The following is a 25,546-nucleotide window of genomic DNA, read 5'->3' as shown; positions in this document are numbered from 1 at the left end:
AGGAGTGCGTCATGACCAGCGAGACGGGAACGCCCCAGCGCCACCGGGTGGTCGTCATCGGATCCGGCTTCGGCGGGCTGTTCAGCACGCAGGCGCTCAAACGCGCCGACGTCGACGTCACCCTGATCGCCAAGACCACCCACCACCTGTTCCAGCCGCTGCTCTACCAGGTGGCCACCGGGATCCTGTCCGAGGGCGAGATCGCCCCGTCCACCCGCCTGGTGCTGCGCAAGCAGGACAACGCCGAGATCCTGCTGGGCTCGGTGACGGACATCGACCTCGACGCCAGAACGGTCACCTCGGAAGCCATGGCGATCACGCGGGTCACGCCGTTCGACAGCCTCATCGTCGCTGCGGGCGCCAAGCAGTCGTACTTCGGCAACGACCACTTCGCCGAGTACGCGCCGGGTATGAAGACCATCGACGACGCCCTGGAGCTGCGCGGCCGGATCCTCGGCTCGTTCGAGCAGGCGGAGATCTGCACGGACGACTACGAGCGCGAGCGGCTCATGACGTTCGTCGTCGTCGGCGCGGGCCCCACGGGCGTCGAGCTGGTGGGCCAGATCGCCGAGCTCGCGCACCGCACACTCCACGGCAGCTTCCGCAACATCGATTCGCGCGATGCCCGCATCATCCTCCTCGACGGGGCGGACGACGTGCTTCCGGTGTACGGCGGCAAGCTCAGCGCCAGCACGGCCAAGCGGCTGACCACGATGGGCGTCGAAATCCACACCGGCGCCATGGTCACCGACGTCGACCGGGACGGCATCACCATCAAAAAGAAGGACGGCAGCGAGAAACTCATCCGCTGCCAGTGCAAGGTGTGGTCGGCGGGCGTGCAGGCGAGCAAGCTCGGCGGCATCCTCGCCGAGCAGTCGCATGCCGAGCTCGACCGGGCGGGCCGCGTGCACGTCAACCCGGATCTGAGCCTTCCAGGGCACCCGAACGTGTTCGTCATCGGCGACATGATGGCGCTCGACAACCTGCCCGGGCTCGCACAGGTGGCCATGCAGGGCGGCACCTACGTGGCCAAGAACATCGCGGCGGAGGCCGGTGGCCGCCCGCACCACGAGCGCAAGCCGTTCAAATACTGGGACAAGGGCAGCATGGCGACGATCTCGCGGTTCAGCGCCGTCGCCAAGGTGGGACGGCTCGAGCTCACCGGGTTCATCGCGTGGATAATCTGGCTCGTCATCCACCTGATGTACCTGGTGGGCTTCAAGAGCCGGTTGACGACGCTGCTGTCGTGGGCCACCACGTTCTTCGGCCGCGGCCGAGGACAGATGACCATCACCGTGCAGCAGGTGCTCGCCCGCTCCGCCCTGGGACAGCTGGGCAACGGCAAGTACGCGGTCCTCGACGTGGACGCGGCGAAGAAGCTCGCGCAGGAGGAGGCGGAGCGGGTGCTCGCGCTCGAACGCGCACGCAACGGCACCCGCGGCTCTGCCGAGAAGGACACTGTCGATACGAACTCCGCCGCCGAACGCTCTGCCGACGCACCCGACGCGAACCCCACCGAGGCCGCCGGCTGAGCGGGCCGGGCTCGGCCGGAGGCCCCCCGCCCGGAGGGCGCTCGGCTTCCCAGGCGCTCAGTTGCCCAGGCGCTCGGCGTTCTCGACGTTCTGCAGCCGTACCTGCCCCTCGGCCACCAGCCGGCCGTCCTCGTCGGTGATCGCCACGCGCCAGAGTTGCTGCAGCCGCCCCCGGTGCTGCGGCTCGGCCACCGCCTCGAGTCGGCCTGTGCGCACCGCGCGCAGAAAGTTCGTGTTGTTGTTCACACCGACCACGTTGCCGCGCTCCCCCAGCCACAGCGCGGCGCCGAGGCTGGCGATCGACTCGATCACGGAACAGTAGACTCCGCCGTGGACGATTCCGTACGGCTGGTGCAGTTCCGGTGCGGCGTCCCACTCCACGCGGATGCGGTCGCCCGAGGCCTCCAGAAAGCGCAGCCCGAACGCCTTGTGGAACCCGACGCCCGCCATGGCCTGCACTTCTTCGAGGGTCGGCCCGCGGTGTTCCGCTGCGGTAGACGCGTCCGCCGCCGTCGTCGTTCCTTGGGACACAGCCGCTCCATCCGCTCGTGATCGATTGCGCGGGCCCGTGCCCGCACCCCGGCGCGGCCGGGTTTCCGGCCGCGCCCAATCCTTCCACACGGCCTCGCGGGGAGCCGCCGGTTCCCCACGAGGCGCAGGCCCCGTCTCGTACGACTCCAGGTAGTACCACGCCACGTCGGATACCCGGTTAGACTCTCACCATGGCCGGACTCGGAGAGCTTGAAAAGGCAGTGATGGATCACCTGTGGGCTGCGGACGCGCCGCAGACCGTCCGTCAGGTGCACGCCGACCTCGCCTCCCACCGCGACCTCGCCTACACCACTGTGATGACCGTGCTGCAGCGCCTGGCCAAGAAGGGACTGGTCACCCAGCACCGTAGCGACCGCGCGCACCGGTACGCGCCGGTGCACAGCCGGGATGAACTGGTCGCCGGGCTCATGGTCGACGCCCTGTCCAACGGCACCGAATCCGGCGAGCGGGTGGGCGCACTGGTGCATTTCGTCCAGCAGGTGACGCCCGACGAGGCGCATGCGCTGCGCGAGGCCCTCGACGCGCTCGAGAACGCGGAGGACCGCAACCGGACGCGCCCTTGAGCCCGGCTGCCTGCTGAGGCACTATGAACCCCGTGTCCGCGCTGATTTTCGGGATCCTGGCCCTCGCTCTGGCCGGCCCGATCCCCGCCTTGCTGAGCAGGGCCGCATGGACGCACCGCGCACCGCGCGCGGCGCTGGTGCTGTGGCAGGCGGTGGCGCTCGCGGCCGTCCTGTCCGCCTTCAGCGCGGGCATCGCCATCGCCAGCCGCCTGCTGGTGCCGGGCCCCGACGGCCGCCCCACCACCGCCCCGCTCGACGAGATCGACGTCCTCGGCTGGCCGCTGTGGGCGTTGTACGTCGCCGTCCTCGCCGCGACGCTCATCATCGGCGCCCGGCTGATCTTCGCCGTCACCCGCGTGGGCTTCCACACCCGGCGGCGCCGCGCGCGCCACCGGATGCTCGTCGACCTTCTCGACTGCTCGCCGGACTTGGCGCACCGGCCCTCGTCGGCGGCGCTGCGCGTGCTCAGCAGCCCCCGGCCTTTGGCGTACTGCCTCCCCGGCCTGCGGCGACGCATCGTCATGTCGGAAGGCGTGCTCGACACACTGGACGACGCCGAGATCCGCGCGGTCCTCACCCACGAGCGCGCACACCTGCGCGCCCGGCACGACCTGGTGTTGGAGGCGTTCACCGCTGTCTACGCGGCGTTCCCCCGCTTCGTGCGCAGCGGCTCCGCCCTCGATTCCGTCCAGTTGCTCGTCGAGATGCTCGCCGACGATTCCGCGCGCCGCACCGCCGGCCCCACGCCGCTCGCGCGCGCACTGGTCGCCTGCGCAGGCGCGGAGGCGCCGGCCGGCGCGCTGGCGCTCGGCGGGCCCGGCACGCTGGTCCGGGTCACCCGGCTGCACCGCGACAACGATCGTCGTCTCGCCGCACTGGTCTACTTCACCGCCGCAGCGGTGCTGGTGGTACCCACACTCGCCGTGGCGATCCCCTGGCTCACCGAGCTGCACAAGCTCATGGGCCCCCTGTCGCCTCTCCACTGAGGACTCCCGCACCGGGTTCCCCTGCCGACGGGCCCCGGCGGAGTAGCGTTGCCCCCGCGTCACGATCCCGGTCCATTGCATTCGCCGGCGCGTTCGCGTCGGATCTCCGGGATCGTGTTTGGACTCCCGACGGCAACAAGGAAAACTGGCATCCATGACCTCTTCTACGGCGAACTCTCCGGCAGACTCCTCCGACCAGTCCGGCGTCGGCCGCGCCCAGATCGGCGTGACCGGCCTCGCGGTGATGGGCTCCAACCTGGCCCGCAACCTGGCGCGGCACGGACACACCGTCGCATTGCACAACCGGCACGCGGACAAGACCGACCGCCTCATCGCCGAGCACGGCGCCGAGGGCGACTTCGTCCGCACCGAGTCGATCGAAGAGTTCGTCGCCGCGCTGCAGAAGCCGCGCCGCGCGCTGATCATGGTGAAGGCCGGCGAGCCCACCGACCAGGTGATCGAGCAGCTGGCTGCGGCGATGGAGCCGGGCGACATCATCATCGACGGCGGCAACGCACTGTTCACCGACACGATCCGCCGCGAGCACGCGCTACGCGAGCGCGGACTGCACTTCGTGGGGGCGGGCGTGTCCGGCGGCGAGGTGGGCGCGCTCGAGGGACCGTCGATCATGCCCGGCGGCTCGGTCGAGTCGTACAAGTCGCTGGGCCCGCTTCTCGAGTCGATCGCGGCGCAGGTCGACGGGACCCCGTGCTGCACCCATATCGGCCCTGACGGCTCGGGCCACTTCGTCAAGATGGTGCACAACGGGATTGAGTACTCGGACATGCAGCTCATCGGCGAGGCCTACGACCTCATGCGCCGCGTGCTCGGATTCGACGCAGGCCGCATCGCGCAGGTGTTCCGCGATTGGAACGGCACCGAGCTGGAGAGCTACCTGGTGGAGATCACCGCCGAGGTGCTCGACAAGGCCGACCCCCGGACGGGTGCACCGCTGGTGGACGTCATCGTCGACGCCGCCGAGCAGAAGGGCACCGGCCGCTGGACGGTCAAGGCCGCACTCGATCTGGGGGTGCCCGTCACGGGCATCGCCGAGGCCGTGTTCGCCCGCGCACTCTCCGGAGCCCGCGCCCAGCGCGCCGCCACCAAGGGGCTCGCCGGCGGCACCCTGCCCACTGTGGCGGACGCCCTGGCGGGCCGCGGCGAGGCGGAGTTCATCGAGGACATCCGCCGCGCGCTGTACGCGTCCAAGGTGATCGCCTACGCGCAGGGCTTCGACGAGATCAAGGCCGGCAGCGACGAGCACGGCTGGGGAGTCAAGCCCGTCGACCTGGCCACCATCTGGCGCGGTGGGTGCATCATCCGCGCCCGGTTCCTCGACCGCATCCGCGAGGCCTACACCTCCGATCCGGACCTGCCCAGCCTGGTCCTGGACCCGTTCTTCCGCAGCGCCATCGAGGAGGGGCTCGACAGCTGGCGGCGCGTCGTAGCGACCGCCGTGCGGCTGGGCGTGCCCACGCCGGGGTTCTCCTCCTCGCTCGCGTACTACGACGGGCTGCGCGCCGAGCGCCTTCCCGCCGCCCTCACCCAGGGGCAGCGCGACTACTTCGGCGCCCACACCTACGAGCGCGTCGACGCGCCGGAGGGCAAGAAGTTCCACATCCTGTGGAGCGAGGGCGGCGCCGAGGTGGAGGCCTGACGGCCCCCGCCCGGACATCTCCGGCCGGCCCCGCGCCGAGGAACGCTCCTCGGCGCGGGGCCGCCGCCGTGCGTAGGGTGAGCCACGTGCGCCTACCCGACGTGATGCCGCCGTATGAACTCACCTACGACGACGTGTTCCTGGTGCCCGCCCGGTCCGGAGTCGCCTCGCGTTTCGACGTCGATCTGGCCGGCGACGACGGGTCCGGCACGACCATCCCGCTCGTCGCCGCGAACATGACGGCCGTGTCCGGGCGGCGGATGGCGGAGACGCTCGCGCGCCGCGGCGGGCTGGTCGTACTGCCCCAGGACCTGCCGTTGGATGCCCTCCGCGCCACCGTCCTGGACGTCAAGTCCCGCCACCCCGTGCATGAGACGCCGGTGACGCTCTCCCCCGACGACTCGGTCGCCGACGCGGTGGTGCTCATCCCCAAGCGTTCGCACGGCGCCGCGGTCGTGGTCGACCAGGGTCGGCCCATCGGCACCGTCACCCCCGCCGACTGCGCGGACGTCGACCGCTTCAGCCGGGTCGGCGCCGTGACGTCCGCGGATTTCGTCACCGTGCCCGCGGGAACGCCGCCGCGGGAGGTTTTCGACAGGCTCACCACCGCCCGGGAGGAGCTCGCCGTGCTCGTCGACGGCGAGGGGCTCCTCGCCGGTGTGCTCACCCGCGCCGGCGCGGTGCGCTCGGAGCTCTACACGCCCGCGCTCGACGATCGCGGGCGCCTGCGCGTCGCCGCGGCCATCGGCATCAACGGCGACGCGGAAGCCACGGCGCGGGCCCTGGCCGACGCGGAGGTCGACGTCCTCGTGGTCGACACGGCGCACGGGCACCAGGACAAGATGATCGGCGCCGTCCGCGCGGTCCGTGCCGCCGCTCCGGACCTGCCGGTGGTGGCCGGAAACGTGGTGAGCGCAGAGGCCACCCGCGACCTGCTCGCCGCGGGGGCCGACATCGTCAAGGTGGGCGTCGGCCCGGGTGCGATGTGCACGACGCGGATGATGACCGGCGTGGGCCGGCCGCAGTTCTCCGCCGTGCTCGAATGCGCGGCGGCCGCGCGCAGTGCGGGCGGGCGCGTGTGGGCGGACGGCGGCATCCGCCATCCCCGCGACGTGGCGCTGGCGCTCGCCGCGGGCGCGTCGAACGTGATGATCGGCTCCTGGTTCGCGGGCACCCACGAATCCCCGGGCGACCTGCGCTACGACGCCGACGGTACGCCCTACAAGGAGAGCTTCGGCATGGCGTCCAAGCGGGCCGTCGAGGCCCGCACGCGCAGCCGCGACGCATTCGACCGTGCACTCAAGGCCCAGTTCGAGGAGGGCATCTCCACCTCACGCATGCGGCTGGACCCGCAGCGCCCCGGTGTGGAGGACCTGGTCGACCACATCTGCGCCGGCGTGCGGAGCACGTGCACCTACTCCGGCGCCCGGTCGACGGCCGAGTTGCACGACAAGGCCGTGCTCGGCATCCAGTCCGCGGCCGGCTTCGCCGAGGGCCGGCCGCTCGATTCCGGCTGGTGACGCGCGCCGGCGCCGCGGACCGGTGACGACACTCACGACGCACGCCGCCCTCAGCCGGTAAACTGCAGGGCACGGAACGGGCCGGACGCCCGTCCGCCGCCGCCGAGCAGCACAGTTGCCGGCGGCGCCCACCATCACGGGACCGTCCGGATCCGCCTTGCGGTCCCCGGTCCACTGCCGAAAGCGAGGTACCGGTGCCCACGGCACCCCCGCACAGACCCTACGACCATCCGCCTTCTCCGTGGCCGCCTCGGCGCCACCATCACCTACGGGGCAGGGCCACCGCCGCGCCGCAGCGCAGTGCGGGACGGCACCGGCCCGCACCGGGTGAGATGCCGGGGCGGCGCGCCTGATGAACATCGCCATCACCATCCTCAGCCTCGTCGGCTTCTTCGCGCTGACGCTCGGCACCGCCGTGTTCGTCGCCGCCGAGTTCTCCTTGACGGCGCTCGAGAAGAGCACAGTCGATTCCCACGCCCGCGACGGTGACCGCCGCGCGCGGATCGTCCAGCACGCGCACCGCACACTCTCGTTCCAGTTGTCCGGCGCCCAGCTGGGCATCACCATCACCACGCTGCTCACCGGCTTCATCGCCGAACCCGTGTTCTCGTCGCTGTTCCACGGCCCCCTCGTATCGGCCGGCCTGTCCGATTCGACGGCCGACTGGATCGCCCTCGCGCTCGCACTGATCATCGCCACGTCCCTGTCGATGATCCTCGGCGAGCTGGTGCCGAAGAACCTCGCCATCGCGCATCCCCTGTCGGTCGCGCGTGCCACGGCTCCACTGCAGGCGGGGTTCTCGCTGGCCGGCAAGTGGGCGCTCAACGCCCTCAACGGGACGGCGAACGCCATTGTCCGCCGGCTGGGGATCGAGCCCGCCGACGAACTCCGCTCGGCCCGCTCCCCCGACGAACTCGGCTCGCTGGTGCGCAACTCCGCCAAGCAGGGTTCCCTCGCCCCGGGCACGGCATTGCTCGTCGACAGGTCTTTGAACTTCGGCGAACGCACCGCGGACGAGCTCATGACGCCGCGCGTGCGGATCGAGTCGCTCGACCGCACCGACACCGTCACCGACTTGGTCGAACTCGCCGCGCGCACGGGCTACTCCCGCTTCCCTGTGACTGACGGCGACCTGGACGCGACCATCGGCGTCGTCCACATCAAGCAGGCCTTCGGCATGACGGCGGAATCGCGCGCGAGCAGGAGCGTGGGCGATATCGCACGCACCGTGCCGAGCGTGCCCGCCAGCCTCGACGGCGACGCCGTCATGGAGCGGGTCCGCGCCCACGGGATGCAGGTGGCCTTGGTGGTCGACGAGTACGGCGGCACCGCCGGGATGATCTCGATGGAGGACCTCGTCGAGGAGATCCTGGGCGACGTCCGCGACGAGCATGACGCGACGCTCGCCGACGTGCAGCCCACCGCGGACGGCTGGCTGTGCTCCGGGCTGCTGCGCATCGACGAAGTGTCCGCGGCCATCGGGCTGCCCCTGCCGGAGGGCGACTACGAAACCCTGGCCGGCCTGCTGCTCACCGAATTCGGACACATCCCGGCCGAGGGCGAGGAGATCACGGTGCCCATCGCCACCACACTCGACGACGAGCAGCCGACGCTGGGCGACCAGCTGGGCGCCCACCACGAAGTATGGCGCGCACGGGTGGTCCGCATGGACGGACGCCGTATCGACAGGGTCGCGCTGAGCACCGAGCTGCCGGCCGACGAGTCCGACGGCACGGTCGACGCCGGCGGCCCGGCCGGCACCGGGGACGGCGCGGCACGCGGCGGGAGGGGCGACCGATGACCGATCTGTGGTCACTGCTGCTGATGCTCGTGCTGTTGGCCGGCAACGCGTTCTTCGTCGGCGCCGAGTTCTCCATCATCTCGGCCCGGCGCGACCGGCTCGAATCGCTGGCCTCCCAGGGGCGCCGGCGCGCGAAGACCGTCATCCACGCGAGCGAGCACCTGTCGATGATGTTGGCCGGCGCGCAGTTGGGCATCACGATCTGCTCGATCCTGCTCGGCCGGATCGCGGAGCCCGCCGTCGCCCACATCCTCGAACGCCCCATGGATTCGATGGGGATCCCCGCCGACATCCAGCATCCGATCGCCTTCGTGATCGCCCTGCTCATCGTCGCGTTCCTGCACATCCTGTTCGGCGAGATGGTCCCCAAGAACATCGCCATCGCGGGCCCCGAACGGATGGCCATGATCCTCGTGCCCACGCACCTCGCGTTCATGAAGGTGATGAGCCCGCTGATCAGGTTCTACAACCTCGCGGCCAACCTGGTGCTCCGCATGTTCGGGGTGCACCCCAAGGACGAGCTCGACGCGACCGTGTCGATGATGGAGCTCTCGGAGATCATCGGCGAGTCCCGCCTGGAGGGCCTCCTCGACGCCGAGGAGCACCGTCGGCTGACCCGCGCGCTGACGACCATCGACAAGACCGTCGGCCAGGTGATGATCCCCGCCGCGCAGGTGCGCACGGTGCCGATGGCGCCGGGGGGACCCACGCTCGGGTCGGTGGAGGACGCGGTCACCGCGACGGGGTTCTCGCGCTATCCCGTGCGGGCCGAGGGCGGCAGGCTCGCCGGATACCTGCACGTCAAGGACATCCTGGACTTGATGCTGGATCAGTCGACCACGCCGTCGACGCACATCCCGGTCTCCGAGGTGCGCCCGCTCCCGCGGGTTCCGCATGATCTGCCGCTCGATCAGGCGCTGACGCTGCTGCGACGCACGCACAGCCACCTGGGCGCGGTGACACGCCGGGTCGGCGACTCCGGCCCGGTGCGGATGGTGGGGATCGTCGCGATGGAGGACCTCGCCGAGGAGTTCGTCGGCACCGTCCGCGACGCCACGCACCGGTATGAGCCTCCGCTGCCCGAGAATCCGGCGTAACGCACCACGCCGGCGCGGGGCCGGGCCGGTGCGCACCGGCCCGGCCCGTACCGGTGCGCCGCCACGCCCCGGCGGGTCCCGCGCCTTAGACTCGGCGTGCGGGGAGATCCGAGCGGGGGGCACGAGGAACGATCAGGAGTCACGTGGGCCGACATCGCAGCGCTTCCGGCAACCGCCGCATCAGCCGTGGACTGACCCTCGCCGTCGTCGCGGTCCTCGTCGTCGTCGCGATCGTGATCGGCTGGCTGGCACTGCGCGACCATGCCGGCGATGTCGACGACCGTGCCGCCGCCTCGTGCGTGAACGGGGACGTCACGGTGTCGGTCGCCGCGGCACCGTCGATCGCCCCGGTTCTCACGGATCTCGCGCAGTCGTACTCCTCGGCGCACCCCGTCGTCCGCGACCACTGCGTGTCGGTGAAGGTCCACAAGTCGGACGGGGCCGCGGCGCGCCAGGAGATCGCCGCCGGCGGCGGCGGTCCGGCGCTGTGGGTGCCGCAGTCCGCGGCCGACGTCGCCGCGCTGCGCTCCGCGTCGCCGGAACGGATCGACGGCAATCCGGTCTCCCTGGCCGCTTCGCCCGTCGTGCTCGCGGCACCGCAGGCCGCCGCGGCGACGCTGCAGGGACTGGCCTGGAAAGACCTGCCTGCGCGCCAGTCGGCAGGGACGCTCGGCCTTGCGATGCCCGCCGGCTCCGATTCCGCAGCCGTCACCGGCCTCGCCCTCGCCGCGGCCATCGCCGACGCCGGCCCCGATCCCACCGGCACCGCGCTCACCGGGCAGGCGGTCACCGGGTCGCAAGGGCGGGCCGCGGTCGCCGCTCTCGTCGGCGACGCCCCGGGTGAGCGTGCCGCCACGGCGGCCGATGTGCTCGCCGCGCTCCAGCAGGGCGACGCGCCGCAGGGCGTGCGGGCGGTGCCCACCACTGCCGAGCAGCTCTACCGGTTCAATGCGGACTCGGCCGGGGCTCCCATGGCCGCCGTGCGTCCCGCCGGACCCACCCCCGTCGTCGATTACCCGGCAGTGCTGCTGCGCCCCGCCCCCGATACCGGAGGGGCCACCGCCGCAGACACGGACGCACCGGCCGTGGAAGGGAAAGCGGTCGACGAGCGGGCCGTCTCCGCCGCGGCATCGGACTTCCTCAATTACCTCGCCGGGCCCGAGCAGGCCTCGCGCTTCACCCAGAACGGCTTCCTCGTCATCGGAGCCCCGGATGCCGCCGCCCCCGCCGACAGCGCCGGCGTCCTCACCGGCGCCCCGCCGGCCCAGGTGCTCCCTGGCCCCGCGGACGACGCGTTGGCGGCGCTCGGCGCCGCTGTCGGCGCCCCCGCCGAACCCGCCGCCCCCGCAACCTCTTCCGGCGGCGCGACCACCATCCTGTTGGACGTCTCGGGCTCGATGGGTGTGGCCGAGGGCGGCGCACCCCGCCTGGCCAACGTCACCGCCGCCCTCGACCGGCGCCTGGGCGCGCTCCCGGACTCCGACCGCGTGGGCCTGTGGGCGTACAGTTCGGGCCTCGGCGATTCCGGCCCCTATCGGGTGATCGTGCCGACGGGGACGCTGAGCGACGAGGTCGGCGGCGCGCCGCGGCGCCAGGCGCTCATCACCGGGCTCGATGCTGCCAGGCCGCGCGCCGCGACACACACCTACCGTTCCCTGCAGGCGGCCTATGCGTCGGCGGTGCAGGGTTACGTCGACGGCACGGTCAACTCGGTGCTGCTCATCACCGACGGACCCAACGACGACCAGTCGTTCAAGAGCACGCAGGCGCTGCTCGACGCGATCGCGCGGGCGGGCGACCCGGCCCGGCCGGTGCGCATCGACGTCATCGTCATCGGACCCAACGAGGACATCGATTCGCTGCGGTCGGTCGCGGCGGCCACCGGCGGCACCGTCACCGAAGTGCAGTCGTCCGCCGGGCCCGACTTCGGCGGCGCCGTCGACACCCTGCTGCGCTGATAGCTCTGCTGCGCTGATCGCCCGGACGTGGCCGGTGCGGTCGGTTCAGGCCCCGTCGCGCGACTCCGCGATGTCCTCCATCGGCGGGCATGCGCAGGCGAGGTTGCGGTCGCCGTAGGCGGAGTCGATGCGGCGGACGGCCGGCCAGATCTTGGGCCGCCGCGACGCCGTCCCCCACGGGAACACCGCCTCGGCCCGGGTGTACGGGTGCGCCCACTCGCCCACCAGGCATTCCGCCGTATGCGGGGCACCGCGCAGCGGATTGTCGTCCGCCGGCCACTCCCCCGCCGCGACGCGGCCCACCTCGCGCCGGATCGCGATCATCGCATCGCAGAACTCGTCGAGCGCCTCGAGGTTCTCGCTTTCCGTGGGCTCCACCATGAGCGTGCCGGCCACCGGAAAACTCATGGTGGGCGCGTGCAGGCCGTAGTCGGCCAGCCGTTTGGCCACGTCCTCGACGGTCACGCCCGCGTCCCGGGTGATCGCACGCAGATCCAGCACGCACTCGTGCGCGACGAGTCCGCCCGCCCCCGTGTACAGCACCGGATAGTGCTCGCGCAGCCGCACAGCGATGTAATTGGCTGCGACCACCGCCGCCGCCGTGGCCCGGCGGAGGCCCTCTGCGCCGAGCATCCGGATGTACGCCCAGCTGATCGGCAGGATCGACGCGGACCCGTAGGGCGCGGCGGACACCGCCGAGCCGCCACGCGACCCCGGCGCCTGTGGCGCCATCGGATGCCCGGGAAGGTGCTCCACCAGGTGCTCGCGGACACCGATCGGCCCCACCCCGGGACCGCCCCCGCCGTGCGGAATGCAGAACGTCTTGTGCAGGTTGACGTGGCTGACGTCGCCGCCGAACCGCCCGGGCCGGGCCAGCCCCACCAGCGCGTTGAGGTTGGCCCCGTCGATGTACACCTGCCCGCCGGCGTCGTGCACCGCGGCGCACACCTCGCCCACCGACTGCTCGTAGACGCCGTGGGTGGACGGATAGGTGAGCATCAGCGCGGCCACGGTGTCGCCGTGCTCGGCGAGCAGGCTCTGCAGGTCGGCCACGTCGATGTTGCCGGCATCGTCGCACGCCACTACGACCACCCGCAGCCCGGCCAGCACCGCGGACGCCGCATTGGTGCCGTGCGCGCTGGACGGGATGAGGCACACCGTCCTCTGCGCCTGCCCATTGCCGCGGTGGTAGGCGGCGATGGCGAGCAGGCCCGCAAGCTCCCCCTGGCTGCCGGCGTTCGGTTGCACGCTCACCGCGGCGTAACCGGTGATCGCGGCGAGCCACGTCTCCAGGTCCGCGATCAGCCGGAGCGTCCCGCGGGCCTGGTCCGGCGGGGCGAACGGGTGGGTGCCGGCGAACTGCGGCCAGGTGATCGGCTCCATCTCGGCGGCGGCGTTGAGCTTCATCGTGCACGACCCGAGCGGGATCATGCTCCGGTCCAGGGCGATGTCCTTGTCCGCGAGCTGCCGCAGATACCGCATCATCGCGGTCTCCGTGCGGTACCGGGTGAACGCCTCGTGCCGCAGGAACTGCGACGTGCGGGGCGGCACCCCTGCCAGTCGATAGTCGCTGAGCGGGCAGTACCAGGGCACCTCTTCGCCGGCGAAAGCGTCGATCACTGCGTTCACCTGTGCGTCGGTGGTGGTCTCGTCGCAGCTCACAGCCACGTGGTCGGCGTCGACCAGGCGCAGGTTGATGCCCGCGTCGTCCCGCGCCCTCTCGACCACGCGAGCGGCATCACCCGGCACACGGGCGAGCACCGTGTCGAAGAACCGCCGGTGCACCACCTCCACATCGATCATGCCCACACCGTTGAGAGCACCTCCGCCCGCTCTGCGACACGCTTCGCGATCGCGGTGAGCCCCTCGGCCCCGTGGTAGCAGGCATACATCGACGCCAGCACCGCCGGCAGCACCTGGGCCGTGCAGATGTTGCTCGTGGCCTTCTCGCGGCGGATGTGCTGCTCGCGCGTCTGCAATGCCAGCCGGTAGGCGGGCGCACCGTCCACGTCGTGCGAGACGCCCACCAGGCGGCCGGGCAGCCGGCGCACGTGCTCCTCGCGCACGGCGATGTACCCGGCGTGCGGGCCGCCGAAACCCATCGGCACACCGAAGCGCTGGGTGGTGCCGAAGCACACGTCCGCACCGTCCTCGCCCGGCGGCCGCACCAGCGTCATGGCCAGCAGGTCCGCCCCCACCGCCACGAGCGCGCCGCGCGCGTGCGCCGCGTCGACGAGCGGCGCCAGGTCCGTGAGCACGCCGGAGGCGCCCGGAGTCTGCACGATCACGCCCGCCGGCGCGCAGTCGGGGACGCCGTCGCGGCGCAGGTCCGCCCGCACGATGTGGATGCCCAGCGGCGCCGCGCGCGTAGCGAGCACCGCCGCGGTCTGGGGGAACAGGTCCGTATCGGCGACGATCACCGTGCCGGGGCCGCCGCGGCGCGCGCGGACCATGAGCGTCATCGCCTCGGCGGCGGCCGTCGCCTCGTCGAGCATGGACGCCCCCGCGATGTCCATGCCGGTCAGCTCCGCGACCATCGTCTGGAAGTTCAGCAGCGCCTCGAGCCGACCTTGGCTGATCTCGGGCTGGTAGGGGGTGTACGCGGTATACCAGGCCGGGTTCTCCAGGATCCCGCGGCGCAGCACCGCCGGGGTGACGGTGCCGTAGTATCCCAACCCGATCATCGAGGTGTGCGCGCTGTTCTGGGCGGCGATCCCCCGCAACTCGTCGAGCATCTCGCCTTCGCCGCACCCCGCGGGCAACCGCGAGGCGCCGTCGTCATCCGGATCGTCCCGCACCGCGCGGGGCAGTGCCTTCGCGATCAACGCATCGGCGTCGCCGGCACCGATGCGGGCGAGCATGTGCGCCGTCTCCCCGGAATCTGCGCCGATGTGCCGCCCGGCGAAGTCCCACGGAAGATCCGCGAAGCCGTCGGCGGCGTTCTGTCCGGTGAACCTCTGCTCCATACCCGCATCGTAGGGCGGGCAGGCTATCCGATGCGCCGTTTCGCCCGGGCCTTCCGGCGTCCTGCCAGCTCGTCCTCCGGGGTGTCGATCGCGTGGCCGTCGACGGCCGTCTCCGCGGGGAAGTCCGCGATGGACCCGGAGAGTTCCTTCATCGCGCCGCTGACGGCGATGCCGAACACGCCCTGGCCGCCCTGGAGCAAGTCGACGACCTCTTCCGCGGACGTGCATTCATACACCGACACGCCGTCCGAGAACAGCGTGATCTCCGCGAGGTCGTCGACCCCGCGACCACGCAGGTGGTCGACGGCCACGCGGATGTTCTGCAGTGAGATCCCGGTGTCGAGCAGCCGCTTGACGATCTTGAGGACGAGGATGTCCTTGAACGAATACAGGCGCTGACTCCCGGACCCTGCCGCACTGCGGATCGACGGGACGACGAGCGAGGTACGCGCCCAGTAGTCGATCTGCCGGTAGGTGATGCCGGCGATCTGGCACGCGGTGGGCCCGCGGTAGCCGACCAACTCGTCTGCGATCTCCGGTTGCGGCAGAGCCGTCTCCGGGCCGGGCGACACCGTCGGCGCCGCCTCCTGCGAAGTCGTCTCCTGCGGGACTGCGTCCGCACCGGGGAGGCCCCGCTGGAGGTTCTGCTCTGCAGGGTTCTCAGGATTCTGGCCCACTGGACACTCCCTCTCGCCACCGCCTGCGGCAACGCGCTCGCGCCGATACCTCAGGCGCGTACAGCTTACGCCTGACCGGAACCACTCCGCTGTGGTTCGACGTAGTGAACGCTATGGGGATCGCGGGGCCGATTCAACGCGACACACCCTAAACCTCTACTTGAGATTGAGCCTGTGGCCGAATCGTGATGTTCGGGCGTGCGGACGGCGTGCTCAGCCCTCCGACCCGTCGGACTCGCCGGGGTTGAAATCCTCGGGCGACACGGAGTCGAGGAACTCCTTGAACTTCTCCACTTCGTCCTCGCGCTCATCCGGGATCACCAGACCCGCCTCCTCCAGGACCGCCTCGTCCGAGAGGATCGGCACGCCCACCCGGATCGCCAGGGCCACCGCGTCCGACGGCCGCGCCGACACCGAGACGTCCCCGTCGAAGACCAACTCCGCGTAGAACGTCCCCTCGCGCAAGTCCACGATGCGTACCTCCAGCAGCGTGCGGCCGAGCGCGTCGATGACGTCCTTGATCAGATCATGGGTGAGCGGCCGCGCGGGGGCGATCCCCTGCTGTTCCAGCGCGATCGCCGCCGCCTCGTTCTGTCCGATCCAGATCGGCAGGAACCGTTCCCCCTCCGATTCGCGCAGCAGGAGCACGGGCTGGTTCTGGGGCTGTTCCACACGAATGCCCACAAGCTGCATCTCGCTCATCACGCCCGCCTTTCTCGCTGCTCGAAACCGGTCCGGAGCCACTGACGCCCGCAGAGCCGGGCCCCCTCACAGAGGAAGCCGCCGGTGCCCGCGACCCGCGGGTGATCGCCGTCCACGGAAGGTTCCTGCGATCGGCGCCCGCAGTAGAAGTCTAGGCCACCCGGAGGCCGATCAGCAGCACCCGCGGCGGAGGGGATCAGCCGTCGAGGCTGTCCCGGACGGCACCCTTGACGAGACAGCTGTGCAGGGTCACCGACAGCGCCGCGAGCTCGCGGACGATCTCCTCGGCCCGATCCCGTGCGCCGGCATCGCGCCCACGGGCCACCGGCGACGCGATCTGCGCCACCAGCCCCGCCTCGCGGTCGGCCGCGGCCTTGAACGCGCGCAGGTGCCGCACCTCCAGGCCGAACCCGGCCATGTCGCGCACGGTGGTGGCCACGGTGACCGCGTCCTCATCGAAGAACCCGGAGGCGCCGGGGGCGATGAGTCCCGCACGGATGAGCTGGGTGACGAAGGCGTCCTCCACGCCGACGCGCTCGCACAGGTCCGCCCGCGTGACCCTGACCTCCCTGCCGGACCGGAACGCCTCCGGCGACACCAGCCCCGGCGCGATGGACAATGCGCGCGGCGGGTGCAGCGTCGCCACCGCGGCCCCTCCCGAGTCGATGCTTTCCAGCTGCTCCTTGATCACCTTGAGCGGCAGGTAGTGGTCGCGTTGCGCGGTGAGCACGAAGCGCAATCGCTCGCAGTCCGCCACCGAGAAGCGCCGGTACCCCGACGCGGTCCGCGCCGGGGTCACCAGCCCCTCCGATTCGAGGAACCGGATCTTCGAGATCGTCACATCGGGGAAGTCACCGCGCAACTGCTCGAGCACGGCGCCGATCGACATCCCGGACGGTGCCGTGGATCGGCCGGCTGCCGTCACCGGCCCTCCGCGCCGGCGGCACCCTCGACCTGCGCGCCGCCACCCCGCGGCCCGGTCAGGTACACCAGGCGGAACTTGCCGATCTGCACCTCGTCGCCGTTGGCCAGGGCGGCGCTGTCCACCGGTTCCCGATTGACGTACGTGCCGTTGAGGCTGCCCACGTCCACCACCTGGTACCCGTCGCCGTGCTTGCGGAACTCAGCGTGCCGCCGGCTCACGGTGACGTCGTCGAGGAAGATGTCGCTCGACGGGTGCCTGCCCGCCGAGGTGGCGTCCTGGTCCAGCAGAAACCGCGAGCCGGCGTTGGGACCGCGCTTGACCACCAGAAGTGCCGCCCCCTGCGGCAGCCCCTCGACGCCGCTGACCGGGGCCTCCGCGGCCTGCCCCGACCCGTCGACTTCGCTGAGGAAGTCCGAACGGAACACCGAAGTGGTCTCGGCCGGAGCCTCATAGGCCGCGTTCTTGTCGTTCTCGCTCACCGCATCTCCTTCGTCCGTCTCCGGACCTCGCACCTGCTCGGCAGTCGCTCTCGCACGATCGGTCTCGTCTGTGTCGACGGTACATCGTGGCCGCGCGGACCGATGCGTCGCAGGCGAAACGAAACAGTCACACTCACTTCCGCGTCGACGCCTCGTAGGCATCGGTCTCCATCATGCCCGCCAGGGCCGCGCGGAGAACCGCCGAATCGGACACGCGGATCTCCACCAGCCAACCCCCGCCGTACGGGTCGGCGTTCACGCGCTCCGGCTCCGCGTCCAACGCGTCGTTGATCGCCGCGATCCGGCCCGACACCGGGGCGAACACCTCCGACACGCTCTTGGTGGACTCGACCTCCGCCATCGGCCGTCCCTCAGCGACCTCATCCCCCGCCGCCGGCAGGTCGGCGAAGACGACGTCGCCCAACTGCTCGGCCGCATAGCCGGTGACCCCGACCCGGACGATGTCCTCCCCCAGCGGGCGCACCCACTCGTGGTCGGCGGTGAACCGCAGGGCCGAGTCCCCCGCACCGCCGTCCCCCGGTGAACCGTCTTGGTCGCCCGAAACCATGCGCCTGCCCCTTCCACATCGATCCCCCGCGGGCCGGACCCGCGTCACTTCGACCCTAATCGCCGGGCTGCGCGTACTGCGGCTGTTCGGGCTGACGGACCGCGGTCACCCGCACGAGGTCCTCCGTGGTCACCGTCACCTCCCCCGAGGCCCGCCGAACGGTGTCCTGCACCCCGCCGGGGATGTTGAGAGCCGCCGCCATCGTAGGACCGTCGCCGATGGCCGTCACCGTGTACGGGGCCGCGAGCGGCACACCGTCCACCAGGATACTGCCCGCAGTGCCCGTCACCGCCGTATCGACACCCACCCGCACGTCGTCGCCCTCGCCGGCCCCGGAAAAAGCGATGACCTCCGCACCCGCGGCGCGCAACTCCTGGAGCAGGTCCAGCAGCACCGCCGGGTCGACACCGCCACGCGGATCCGTCACCTCGACGACCAGCCCCGGCCCTTCTGCAGGGGCGACACCGACGAGCACCCGCAGCGCGTCGAGCCGCTGCCGGGACTGCGCCAGCGCTTCGCGGGAATCCGTGCCCGCCGACCGCATCGACTGCAATGACTGCTCGAGCGTCGCGATCTCCTGACGCAGCGACGCCTCCTTGCCGTGCAGGTTGTCGAGCACTACGAGCAGATCGGCGGGGCGCGCCGCATCGAGCCAGTCTCCCGAACCCGTATCGCGCACCTGGGTGGCGATGGCCACACCGAGCAGCATGCACAGCAGGGCGACGAGCACGGCGGACACTCGCGACGACCGGCCCGGCCACCCCCACATGCCCCGCCGCCGCGGCTCGGGCGCCTCGTGACGGCCGACCGGGGCGGCCCCGTCCCTGTCGTCCCTCGCGTCCTCCACGTCGCCCACGTGCTCCGCGTCCCCCCCGGGCTCCGCGGGCCGGTCGGATTGCTCAGGCACCGAAAAGCCTCCTGCGCAATGCTGCGGCATTTCCGAAGATCCGGATGCCGAGGACCACTATCACCGCCGTCGACAGCTGCGTGCCCACGCCGAGATGGTCGCCCAGCAGCACCAGCAACGCCGCCACCAGCACGTTGAACACGAAGGAGATCACGAAGACCTTGGGATCGAAGATCCTGTCCAGGTAGGCCCGCAGCCCCCCGAACACGGCGTCCATGGCGGCGACGATGGCGATAGGAAGGTAGGGCTGCAACGCCTCGGGCACCTGCGGGCTGAAAACTATGCCCAGCACGATGCCCACGACCAGTGCGATGAAGCCGATCATCGGGGTCCTTCCTCGTCGCCTCGTGCATACCGTAGTTCCACTGCCGGAGCGCGCGGCAGACGCAGGTCCGACCGGGATTCGAATGCGACCTCCACGCCGTAGAGCTGGGTCAGCGACTGCATGCGCAGATACGCGGCCGAGTCCACGAAGCGCACGCTGAGCGCGTCAGGGTCCCCGATCGCGTCGATCTCATATGGCGGGGACACCGGCTGATTGTCGACGAGGATCGCGCCCCCGGCCTGCCGTATCGCCGTATCCGGCCCGATGCGCACCCCGTCGATGCCCACCGCCTCCGCGCCCGCCGCCCACAGCGCGTTGACGACGGCGCGCAGATCACGGTCGAACACCACCTGCCCGCGCCGGGGCTGCGGACGCTCGGAATCGCTCAGGTCGCCCTCGGCGTCCGGTTCGGTGATGCGCACCGCTATCCCGGGGCCGTGCACCGCCACGGCCGCCGCGCCGGTGCTGAGGCGTGCGAGGGAATCGAGCACCTCCTTGCCGGCCGAGTCGCCGGCGAGCACACGTTGTCGCTCCGCATCCGCACTGTCGGCCGCCACGTCGCGCTCGCGCACCAGCCGGTCCACCGAAGCTTGCTGTTCGCGCACCTGCTCCACGATCGCCGCCTGCCCGTCGGACGACGCGCCTCGGCCCTCGTCCAGCTGTCGGGCACCTGCTGTTCCCAGCACCAGCCCCATCACGAGGCAGCCGCCCGCAAGCCAGACCCCGCCGCCGCGCCGACGGTTGCGCCCGGCAGCCGCCGATTCTGCGTAGCCGGGGTCCAGATGGTCATGCAGCAGCGAGCGCAGCAGCGACGGCTCCGGATTGCGGCGCAGGGTCATCGCGGGTCACTCCGCCCCGCGGGCCGCCGGCGGGTCTTCGATCCCGCGGCGCACGCGCGGAAGCGTGCGCGCGGTCAGCCACGCTTGCGCCACGTACATCAGCCCCGTCCACACGTAGAGTCCGACACCCCAGATGAGCAGCGCCCAGCCCCACGGGTGCAGCGTCGTCGCCACCGCCGAATCGCCGTACCCCGCCAGCAGCACCGGCATGGCGATCATGAGCGTGAACGTTGCCGCCTTGCCGAGGTAGTGCACCTCCGGCGGTCCCAGGCCGCGGCTGCGGTAGAGCGCCAGCGTGGCGGCCAGTACGAGTTCGCGCGCGATGAGGACGCCCACCACCCACCAGGGGAGGATGCCGCGGACGGCGAACGCGATGGGCACGGCCGCCATGTACAGGCGGTCGGCCACCGGGTCCAGGAGCTCGCCGAGCCGGCTGTACTGGTCCAGCAGCCGCGCCAGCTTGCCGTCCACCCAGTCCGAGGCGCCGCTGATCAGCAGCACCGCCAAAGCCCACCCGTCGGCCTGCGGCCCCAGCACCAGATACAGGAACAGCGGCACTCCCAGGATGCGGAGTCCGCTGATGAGGTTCGGGACGGTCAGAGGGCCGCTGTCCGCCCTCCGACCGTCCTGCGTCGTCGACATGTCCACCCCCACCGCCTCGTCTCCGGGCGGTGTCACCGTACCGGTCAGATGACGCCGAGTGCGAACATCGCATCGGCCACCTTGACGAAGCCGGCGATGTTGGCGCCCAGCACGTAGTCGCCGGGCTTGCCGTACTCGCGCGCGGTCTCGCTGCAGCGCTCGTGCACGTCACGCATGATCGCGGCGAGCCGCTCGTCGGTGTACTCGAAGTGCCAGGAATCGCGCGAGGCGTTCTGCTGCATCTCCAGCGCCGAGGTGGCCACGCCGCCCGCGTTCGCGGCCTTGCCGGGGGCGAACGCCACGCCGGCCTCGCGGAAGGCCTTGAGCGCCTCCGGCGTGGTGGGCATGTTGGCGCCCTCGGCGACCGCCAGGACGCCGTTCTTGATCAGCGAGGCGGCGTCGTCGCCGCTGAGCTCGTTCTGCGTCGCGCACGGCAGCGCCACATCGCAGGGGACGTCCCAGATGGAGCCGCCCTCGATGAAGCGCGCACTGGAACGCTGCTCCGCGTACTCGCTGATGCGCCCGCGCTTGATCTCCTTGATCTCCTTGAGCAGCTCCAGGTCGACGCCCTGCTCGTCGACGATGTAGCCCGAGGAGTCCGAGCAGGCGATCGCCGTGCCGCCGAGCTGGTGCACCTTTTCGATGGCGTAGATGGCCACGTTGCCGGAGCCGGAGATGACCACCTTCTTGCCCGCGAGGTCGGTGCCTTTGGCCTCGAGCATGCTGGCGACGAAGTAGGTGGCACCGTACCCGGTGGCCTCCCTGCGCACCTGCGAGCCGCCCCACGTCAGGCCCTTGCCGGTGAGCACGCCGGACTCGTACGAGTTGGTCATCCGCTTGTACTGGCCGAACAGGTAGCCGATCTCACGGCCGCCCACGCCGATGTCGCCCGCCGGCACGTCGGTGTACTCGCCCAGGTGCCGGTGCAGCTCGGTCATGAACGACTGGCAGAAGCGCATGATCTCCGAGTTGCTGCGACCCTTGGGGTCGAAGTCGGAGCCGCCCTTGCCGCCGCCGATGGGCAGGCCGCTCAGCGAATTCTTGAAGATCTGCTCGAAGCCGAGGAACTTGACCATGCCCAGGTTGACGCTGGGATGGAAGCGCAGGCCGCCCTTGTAAGGCCCGAGGACGCTGTTGTACTGGACGCGGAAACCGCGGTTGACGATGACGTTGCCCTCGTCGTCCTGCCAGGGCACCCGGAAGATGATCTGGCGCTCGGGTTCACACAGCCGTTCGATCAGGCCCGCATCCGCGTAGTGCGGGTAGCGCTCGAGGACCACCGACAGTGATTCGAAGACCTCCGCGACGGCCTGGTGGAACAGCGGCTCGCCCGCGTTCCGCTTGACCACCTCGTCATAGATCCTGCTCACCTGACCATTACCGGTCACACGTCACCTTCTTTCAGCACACTTATCGATCCGTACTCGGATTGCTCCGGAAAGCACCAAGCGGTCAATCTATCCTGGACGAGGCCGTCGCCGGAAACCGACGCCGAAGGCAGCACGCCCGGCCGGGGCCGGGCGGACCTTCAGCGCCAGGCGAAGACCGGCTGCTCGAAGTCCGCCACACGGGTGTGCTCACCGTGCAGTACGACCTCGCGGAACTGGTAGATCACGGCCGCGGTGGGTGCGTGAAGATATCCACCGCGCCACGGCAACTTTATCACCGGGCGCTGCGACTGCGGAATCCGATCGAACAGAGGTTCCACATCGAGCTCGTCGAACGGGACGAAGAACACCTCCGCCACCTCGCCCGGGTTCGCCGTGGTGCCACGGTCCGCCCCGGCCCAGAGCACGACGGGGGTCATCGTGTAGCCCGATCGGGTCGTGTAGTCGTCGAGCAGCCCCAGCACGGCACCGTCGGGCAACGCCACGCCGAGCTCCTCGGCGAGTTCGCGCCGCGCGGCGGTGGGCGCGTCCTCCCCCGGGTCCATCCTGCCGCCGGGCAGCGCGAACTGGCCGGGATGCTTGCGCAGCGTGAGCGACCGGCGCGTCAACCAGATGCCGGGAACGCCGGCGCGCGTCGACACCGCCAGTGCCACAGCCGATCCGACGGAACTCTGCTCGCCGGCATCGCCCGTGTCCTGACGCGTGAACGCGGATACCGCGCGCCGGACGTCGTCCTCGGTGACCGAGCCGGGACCGAGCCGCGCTGCGGCAGCGGCAGCAGAACGCGTCGGCGCGGGGACGAAATCGTGCCCGTCCATGCTCCCCCCGCTCGTATCGCCCCGGCCCGCGTCGCGCATGTCCATTTCCCGAGGGTATCCCGGTTCCCGCGTCGGACCGACTCGCCCACCGCCGGTTCGAGCACCTTCTATACGTGTTTCGCGGGGATCTCGTGCGCGTGGTGCATACCCGACGCTCGGAATGGCGCAACCGATCCACGCCCGGGACGTGAATGCAGAAAAGCCCCGGGACACCGCAACTGCGATGTCCCGGGGCTTCCCAACGTCGGGCTGGCGGGATTCGAACCCACGACCCCCTGACCCCCAGTCAGGTGCGCTACCAAGCTGCGCCACAGCCCGTGACGCCGCGGGGAACGAGCCCTCCCGCAGCACCAGGAAGAACAGTACCGCAGGCGGGGTCCAACCTGCTAATCGGCCCCCTACCTGCGGCGATCCCGATAGGTGATTCCGATCGGCGCGTCCGCTACTTCTTGCGCCGGTCGCGCTTCTCGCGCACACGCACCGAGATGCGCACAGGGCTGCCGGCGAAGCCGAACTCCTCGCGCAGCCGTCGCTCCAGGAACCGCCGGTACCCGGCCTCGAGGAAGCCGGTGGTGAACAGCACGAACGTCGGCGGCCGCGTGCCCGCCTGGGTGGCGAACATGATGCGGGGCAGCCTACCCCCGCGCATCGGAGGCGGAGTCGCGGCGACGACCTCCTTGAGCCAGTTGTTCAGCCGGCCCGTCGGCACGCGCGTGTCCCAGGATTCCAGTGCGGTCTCCATGGCGGGCACCAGCTTCCGCACGGCCCGCCCGGTGAGCGCCGAGACGTTCACCCGCTGCGCCCACGGCACCCGGTGCATCTCGCGGTCGATCTCGCGCTCGAGCTCATAGCGCCGGTCCTCGTCCACCAGGTCCCACTTGTTGTAGACGACGACGAGCGCGCGCCCCGCGTCCACCACCATCGACAGCACACGCAGGTCCTGCTCGGTGATCGGCTGCGAGGCGTCGATGAGCAGGATCGCCAGCTCGGCCGCGTCGATGGCGGAGCGGGTCCGCAGCGACGCGTAGAACTCGGTGCCGCTCGCCTGCCGCACCTTGCGCCGCAGCCCCGCCGTGTCGACGAAACGCCAGACGCTGCCGCCGAGCTCCACGAGCGTGTCCACGGGATCGACGGTGGTGCCCGCGACGTCGTGCACCACTGCGATCTCGCCGCCGGAGAGCTTGTTGAGCAGGCTCGACTTGCCGACGTTGGGCTTGCCGACGAGCGCGACGCGCCGCGGCCCGCCGACGGGCGCGGCGGTGTCGCGCGGGGTCTCCGGCAGCGACTCGAGGATCAGGTCGAGCAGGTCGCCCGTACGTCGGCCGTGGATGGCGCTGACAGTGTGCGGCTCGCCCAGCCCCAGCGACCACAGGGCGGCCGCGTCCGCCTCGACGCGGCTCGAGTCCACCTTGTTCGCCACCAACAGCACCGGGGTTGCGGAACGCCGCAGAATCCGGGCGAAGGCCTCGTCGGTGGCGGTGGCGCCCACGGTCGCGTCCACGACGAGCAGGATCGCGTCGGCCTCCGCCATGGCCGTCTCGGCCTGCCGGGCGACGGCCTTCTGCAGCCCCACGGCGTCCGGCTCCCAGCCGCCGGTGTCCTGCACCATGAACCGACGACCCGCCCATTCCGCGGTGTAGGCGACCCTGTCGCGCGTCACGCCGGGCACGTCCTCCACGACCGCCTCGCGCCGGCCGATCAGCCGGTTGACCAGCGTGGACTTGCCCACGTTGGGCCGGCCCACGATCGCCAGCACCGGGAGCGGAACGGCGTCGGCCTCCGCCTCCTCGGCCAGCTCGGCGTCGAGCGCCGTCCAGTCGGACTCGTCGCTCCAGATGCCGTCCACGGCCGCCCCGCCGTCCACGGATCCCGGACGACCGATGCCCTGCGCGTAGATGTCGCCTGTTTCGGTGGTGCCGCCGGCGTCGGCGCCGCGGCCCGCGTCGTCACTCATAGGGCTGCTCCCATGTTCTCGCGCGCAAGCTCGGTGAGGAGCTGCACGACGTCATCGAATCCCAGGTCGCTGGTGTCAACCACGCGCGCGTCGTCGGCCGGCCGTAGCGGCGACGCGACGCGCGTGGAATCCAGGTGATCGCGCCGGCGGACCGATTCCAGCACCGCGGCATAGTCGTCCGCGCCGCCGGCCGAGACGTTCTGCCGGTTGCGCCGGTGCGCGCGGGCCTCGGCCGTGGCGGTGAGGAAGACCTTCACGTCGGCGTCGGGCAACACCACGGTGCCGATATCGCGCCCCTCGACCACCATCCTCTCCCGCGCCCTACCGAGGGCACGCTGCACTTCGACCAGCGCCGCACGCACCTCCGGAACCGCCGACACCGCCGACACCGCCGCCGTCACGGCGTCGCCGCGGATCTCCGCGGACACGTCCTCCCCGTTCAGCAGGATCTCCTCGACGAGCGCGTCTGATCCGACCGACACGGGCAGCCCGCGCACCGCGTGGGCGACGGCCACCGGGTCGGTGGTGTCCACCGCGCCGCGGAGCACGTGCAGCGTCGCCACCCGGTACATCGCGCCGGTGTCGAGGTATCCGGCGCCTATCCGGTGCGCCACCTGACGGGACACGCTGGACTTGCCGGTGCCCGAGGGACCGTCGATGGCCATCGTGAAGCGGTGCGCCCCCGACGGT

At 71.2% G+C, this 25,546-nt stretch carries 22 protein-coding genes, 1 tRNA gene and 1 pseudogene; 8 read left to right on the top strand and 16 right to left on the bottom strand.

Annotated elements, in window-relative coordinates:
• Positions 1-11 precede the first annotated feature (11 nt).
• Complete coding sequence (locus H4F70_RS09620; protein ID WP_182359960.1) at positions 12-1,532, top strand: NAD(P)/FAD-dependent oxidoreductase; 1,521 nt, start codon at positions 12-14, stop codon at positions 1,530-1,532.
• Positions 1,533-1,589: 57 nt separating this feature from the next.
• On the opposite strand, the gene H4F70_RS09615 is transcribed toward H4F70_RS09620, so the two are convergent.
• Complete coding sequence (locus tag H4F70_RS09615) at positions 1,590-1,982, bottom strand: PaaI family thioesterase (RefSeq protein WP_182347551.1); 393 nt, start codon at positions 1,980-1,982, stop codon at positions 1,590-1,592.
• Between the two features lie 272 nt (positions 1,983-2,254).
• Between H4F70_RS09615 and H4F70_RS09610 the strand changes: the two genes are divergently transcribed.
• The 7 genes from H4F70_RS09610 to H4F70_RS09580 all read left to right on the top strand — a co-directional run bounded on the left by H4F70_RS09610 (position 2,255) and on the right by H4F70_RS09580 (position 11,666).
• Positions 2,255-2,647, top strand: a complete 393-nt coding sequence (locus H4F70_RS09610; RefSeq protein WP_182347413.1) for a BlaI/MecI/CopY family transcriptional regulator — start codon at positions 2,255-2,257, stop codon at positions 2,645-2,647.
• Between the two features lie 23 nt (positions 2,648-2,670).
• The gene (locus H4F70_RS09605; RefSeq protein WP_182347412.1) at positions 2,671-3,633 is read left to right on the top strand and encodes a M56 family metallopeptidase; all 963 of its coding nucleotides are present in this window, start codon (positions 2,671-2,673) and stop codon (positions 3,631-3,633) included.
• A 154-nt stretch (positions 3,634-3,787) separates the two neighbouring features.
• Positions 3,788-5,290: an NADP-dependent phosphogluconate dehydrogenase gene (gene gndA / locus H4F70_RS09600; protein WP_182359959.1), complete on the top strand. Its 1,503-nt coding sequence runs from the start codon at positions 3,788-3,790 to the stop codon at positions 5,288-5,290.
• 104 nt (positions 5,291-5,394) lie between these two features.
• A complete protein-coding gene (locus H4F70_RS09595; RefSeq protein WP_182360305.1) occupies positions 5,395-6,810 on the top strand; it encodes a GuaB1 family IMP dehydrogenase-related protein in 1,416 nt (471 codons plus the stop codon).
• Positions 6,811-7,162: 352 nt separating this feature from the next.
• Positions 7,163-8,611: a hemolysin family protein gene (locus H4F70_RS09590; protein WP_182359958.1), complete on the top strand. Its 1,449-nt coding sequence runs from the start codon at positions 7,163-7,165 to the stop codon at positions 8,609-8,611.
• Entirely contained in the window at positions 8,608-9,708 is a 1,101-nt protein-coding gene (locus H4F70_RS09585) for a hemolysin family protein (protein ID WP_182347409.1), read from the top strand. Before H4F70_RS09590 ends, H4F70_RS09585 begins: the two co-directional genes overlap by 4 nt.
• Positions 9,709-9,851: 143 nt before the next feature.
• Entirely contained in the window at positions 9,852-11,666 is a 1,815-nt protein-coding gene (locus H4F70_RS09580) for a substrate-binding domain-containing protein (RefSeq protein ID WP_182359957.1), read from the top strand.
• A gap of 45 nt (positions 11,667-11,711) precedes the next feature.
• Here the strand turns inward: H4F70_RS09580 and gcvP are convergent.
• The 15 genes and pseudogenes from gcvP to cmk all read right to left on the bottom strand — a co-directional run bounded on the left by gcvP (position 11,712) and on the right by cmk (position 25,521).
• Positions 11,712-14,632 (bottom strand): annotated as a pseudogene (gene gcvP / locus H4F70_RS09575) (aminomethyl-transferring glycine dehydrogenase).
• A 23-nt stretch (positions 14,633-14,655) separates the two neighbouring features.
• Positions 14,656-15,204 (bottom strand): MerR family transcriptional regulator, encoded by a 549-nt coding sequence (locus H4F70_RS09570; RefSeq protein ID WP_235681527.1) that lies wholly within the window; start codon positions 15,202-15,204, stop codon positions 14,656-14,658.
• A gap of 318 nt (positions 15,205-15,522) precedes the next feature.
• Positions 15,523-16,011 (bottom strand): bifunctional nuclease family protein, encoded by a 489-nt coding sequence (locus H4F70_RS09565; RefSeq protein WP_182347405.1) that lies wholly within the window; start codon positions 16,009-16,011, stop codon positions 15,523-15,525.
• Between the two features lie 196 nt (positions 16,012-16,207).
• Entirely contained in the window at positions 16,208-16,900 is a 693-nt protein-coding gene (gene ftsR / locus H4F70_RS09560) for a transcriptional regulator FtsR (protein WP_182360304.1), read from the bottom strand.
• 32 nt (positions 16,901-16,932) lie between these two features.
• The gene (odhI, locus tag H4F70_RS09555; protein WP_182347404.1) at positions 16,933-17,415 is read right to left on the bottom strand and encodes an oxoglutarate dehydrogenase inhibitor Odhl; all 483 of its coding nucleotides are present in this window, start codon (positions 17,413-17,415) and stop codon (positions 16,933-16,935) included.
• Positions 17,416-17,548: 133 nt separating this feature from the next.
• Positions 17,549-17,983: a glycine cleavage system protein GcvH gene (gene gcvH, locus H4F70_RS09550; RefSeq protein WP_182359956.1), complete on the bottom strand. Its 435-nt coding sequence runs from the start codon at positions 17,981-17,983 to the stop codon at positions 17,549-17,551.
• 55 nt (positions 17,984-18,038) lie between these two features.
• Positions 18,039-18,752: a DUF881 domain-containing protein gene (locus H4F70_RS09545; protein WP_182360303.1), complete on the bottom strand. Its 714-nt coding sequence runs from the start codon at positions 18,750-18,752 to the stop codon at positions 18,039-18,041.
• A gap of 130 nt (positions 18,753-18,882) precedes the next feature.
• Entirely contained in the window at positions 18,883-19,215 is a 333-nt protein-coding gene (locus tag H4F70_RS09540) for a small basic family protein (protein WP_182347402.1), read from the bottom strand.
• A complete protein-coding gene (locus H4F70_RS09535; RefSeq protein ID WP_235681443.1) occupies positions 19,212-20,054 on the bottom strand; it encodes a DUF881 domain-containing protein in 843 nt (280 codons plus the stop codon). Before H4F70_RS09535 ends, H4F70_RS09540 begins: the two co-directional genes overlap by 4 nt.
• A 6-nt stretch (positions 20,055-20,060) precedes the next feature.
• Positions 20,061-20,696, bottom strand: coding sequence for a CDP-alcohol phosphatidyltransferase family protein (locus H4F70_RS09530; protein WP_182360302.1), 636 nt, complete (start codon positions 20,694-20,696; stop codon positions 20,061-20,063).
• 44 nt (positions 20,697-20,740) lie between these two features.
• Entirely contained in the window at positions 20,741-22,084 is a 1,344-nt protein-coding gene (gene gdhA / locus H4F70_RS09525) for an NADP-specific glutamate dehydrogenase (protein WP_182347401.1), read from the bottom strand.
• A 140-nt stretch (positions 22,085-22,224) separates the two neighbouring features.
• A complete protein-coding gene (locus tag H4F70_RS09520) occupies positions 22,225-22,947 on the bottom strand; it encodes an NUDIX hydrolase (protein WP_182359955.1) in 723 nt (240 codons plus the stop codon).
• 199 nt (positions 22,948-23,146) lie between these two features.
• Positions 23,147-23,220: transfer RNA gene (locus H4F70_RS09515), tRNA-Pro, on the bottom strand.
• A 124-nt stretch (positions 23,221-23,344) separates the two neighbouring features.
• Entirely contained in the window at positions 23,345-24,856 is a 1,512-nt protein-coding gene (gene der / locus H4F70_RS09510; protein WP_182359954.1) for a ribosome biogenesis GTPase Der, read from the bottom strand.
• On the bottom strand, positions 24,853-25,521 hold the full coding sequence (gene cmk / locus H4F70_RS09505; RefSeq protein ID WP_182349484.1) for a (d)CMP kinase: 669 nt from the start codon (positions 25,519-25,521) through the stop codon (positions 24,853-24,855). The genes der and cmk overlap by 4 nt, the downstream gene beginning before the upstream one ends.
• Between the last annotated feature and the right edge of the window lie 25 nt (positions 25,522-25,546).

Origin of the sequence: Tomitella gaofuii (assembly GCF_014126825.1) — a bacterium.
In the GTDB taxonomy this organism is placed as follows: Bacteria; Actinomycetota; Actinomycetes; order Mycobacteriales; family Mycobacteriaceae; genus Tomitella; species Tomitella gaofuii.
The sequence above is the reverse complement of the archived record's forward strand: the minus strand, read 5'-3'. Positions and strand labels throughout refer to the sequence as shown.

Coding starts and splice junctions, on each gene's coding strand:
- H4F70_RS09590 (WP_182359958.1), top strand. CDS start 7,163: ATGAACATCGCCATCACCATCCTCAGCCTCGTCGGCTTCTTCGCGCTG.
- H4F70_RS09520 (WP_182359955.1), bottom strand. CDS start 22,947: ATGGACATGCGCGACGCGGGCCGGGGCGATACGAGCGGGGGGAGCATG.
- H4F70_RS09615 (WP_182347551.1), bottom strand. CDS start 1,982: ATGGCGGGCGTCGGGTTCCACAAGGCGTTCGGGCTGCGCTTTCTGGAG.
- der (WP_182359954.1), bottom strand. CDS start 24,856: ATGAGTGACGACGCGGGCCGCGGCGCCGACGCCGGCGGCACCACCGAA.
- H4F70_RS09540 (WP_182347402.1), bottom strand. CDS start 19,215: ATGATCGGCTTCATCGCACTGGTCGTGGGCATCGTGCTGGGCATAGTT.
- H4F70_RS09595 (WP_182360305.1), top strand. CDS start 5,395: ATGCCGCCGTATGAACTCACCTACGACGACGTGTTCCTGGTGCCCGCC.
- H4F70_RS09545 (WP_182360303.1), bottom strand. CDS start 18,752: ATGTGGGGGTGGCCGGGCCGGTCGTCGCGAGTGTCCGCCGTGCTCGTC.
- H4F70_RS09610 (WP_182347413.1), top strand. CDS start 2,255: ATGGCCGGACTCGGAGAGCTTGAAAAGGCAGTGATGGATCACCTGTGG.
- H4F70_RS09535 (WP_235681443.1), bottom strand. CDS start 20,054: ATGACCCTGCGCCGCAATCCGGAGCCGTCGCTGCTGCGCTCGCTGCTG.
- cmk (WP_182349484.1), bottom strand. CDS start 25,521: ATGGCCATCGACGGTCCCTCGGGCACCGGCAAGTCCAGCGTGTCCCGT.
- H4F70_RS09620 (WP_182359960.1), top strand. CDS start 12: ATGACCAGCGAGACGGGAACGCCCCAGCGCCACCGGGTGGTCGTCATC.
- H4F70_RS09585 (WP_182347409.1), top strand. CDS start 8,608: ATGACCGATCTGTGGTCACTGCTGCTGATGCTCGTGCTGTTGGCCGGC.
- gndA (WP_182359959.1), top strand. CDS start 3,788: ATGACCTCTTCTACGGCGAACTCTCCGGCAGACTCCTCCGACCAGTCC.
- H4F70_RS09605 (WP_182347412.1), top strand. CDS start 2,671: ATGAACCCCGTGTCCGCGCTGATTTTCGGGATCCTGGCCCTCGCTCTG.
- gcvH (WP_182359956.1), bottom strand. CDS start 17,983: ATGGTTTCGGGCGACCAAGACGGTTCACCGGGGGACGGCGGTGCGGGG.
- H4F70_RS09530 (WP_182360302.1), bottom strand. CDS start 20,696: ATGTCGACGACGCAGGACGGTCGGAGGGCGGACAGCGGCCCTCTGACC.
- ftsR (WP_182360304.1), bottom strand. CDS start 16,900: ATGTCGATCGGCGCCGTGCTCGAGCAGTTGCGCGGTGACTTCCCCGAT.
- H4F70_RS09565 (WP_182347405.1), bottom strand. CDS start 16,011: ATGAGCGAGATGCAGCTTGTGGGCATTCGTGTGGAACAGCCCCAGAAC.